The organism is Amycolatopsis sp. CA-126428 (assembly GCF_002904335.1).
Lineage (GTDB): Bacteria > Actinomycetota > Actinomycetes > Mycobacteriales > Pseudonocardiaceae > Amycolatopsis.
In genome coordinates this window covers 1-1427 of the sequence record NZ_PPHF01000044.1, presented here as the reverse complement: position 1 = coordinate 1427, position 1427 = coordinate 1, and the positions used below count along the sequence as shown (strand labels likewise).

General features: G+C 55.0%; 1 rRNA gene. It reads left to right on the top strand.

Annotation, left to right across the window (positions count from 1 at the left end):
• Nucleotides 1-1388 (top strand): 23S ribosomal RNA (locus tag C2L58_RS12865); the annotation flags it as partial.
• Nucleotides 1389-1427 lie beyond the last annotated feature (39 nt).

Below are 1427 nucleotides of genomic sequence, written 5' to 3'. Positions count from 1 at the left end.
GAGACGTGATGCGTAGCCGTTTGAGGCGAAGTAGAGTGATCCTATGCTGCCGAGAAAAGCCTCTAGTGAGTGCATGCACGGCCCGTACCCCAAACCAACACAGGTGGTCAGGTAGAGAATACCAAGGCGATCGGGTGAACTGTGGTTAAGGAACTCGGCAAAATGCCCCCGTAACTTCGGGAGAAGGGGGGCCAAACATCCTGAAGCTCTTCGCGAGCTAGGGGTGGGTGGCCGCAGAGACCAGCGGAAAGCGACTGTTTACTAAAAACACAGGTCCATGCGAAGTCGCAAGACGATGTATATGGACTGACGCCTGCCCGGTGCTGGAACGTTAAGAGGACCGGTTAACTCCTTCGGGGGTGAAGCTGAGAATTTAAGCGCCAGTAAACGGCGGTGGTAACTATAACCATCCTAAGGTAGCGAAATTCCTTGTCGGGTAAGTTCCGACCTGCACGAATGGCGTAACGACTTTCCGGCTGTCTCAACCACAGGCCCGGCGAAATTGCACTACGAGTAAAGATGCTCGTTACGCGCGGCAGGACGGAAAGACCCCGGGACCTTTACTATAGTTTGGTATTGGTTTTCGGTTCGGCTTGTGTAGGATAGGTGGGAGACTGTGAAGTGGTCACGCTAGTGGCTGTGGAGTCGTTGTTGAAATACCACTCTGGTCGAATTGGGAATCTGAACCTCGGGCCATGATCTGGTTCAGGGACAGTGCCTGATGGGTAGTTTAACTGGGGCGGTTGCCTCCTAAAGAGTAACGGAGGCGCCCAAAGGTTCCCTCAGCCTGGTTGGCAATCAGGTGTTGAGTGCAAGTGCACAAGGGAGCTTGACTGTGAGACAGACATGTCGAGCAGGGACGAAAGTCGGGACTAGTGATCCGGCACCTCCTGGTGGAAGGGGTGTCGCTCAACGGATAAAAGGTACCCCGGGGATAACAGGCTGATCTTGCCCAAGAGTCCATATCGACGGCATGGTTTGGCACCTCGATGTCGGCTCGTCGCATCCTGGGGCCGGAGTAGGTCCCAAGGGTTGGGCTGTTCGCCCATTAAAGCGGCACGCGAGCTGGGTTTAGAACGTCGTGAGACAGTTCGGTCCCTATCCGCCGCGCGCGTAGGATACTTGAGGAAGGCTGTCCCTAGTACGAGAGGACCGGGACGGACGAACCTCTGGTGTGCCAGTTGTTCTGCCAAGGGCATGGCTGGTTGGCCACGTTCGGAAGGGATAACCGCTGAAGGCATCTAAGCGGGAAGCCTGTTCCAAGATGAGGTATCCCACCCCATGTGGGTTAAGGCCCCCAACAGACCATTGGGTTGATAGGCCAGAAATGGAAGCACAGTAATGTGTTGTCGAGTTGACTGGTACTAATAGGCCGAGGACTTGCCTACGAAGATGTTACGCATCCACTCTACGGTTCTGAAACACCA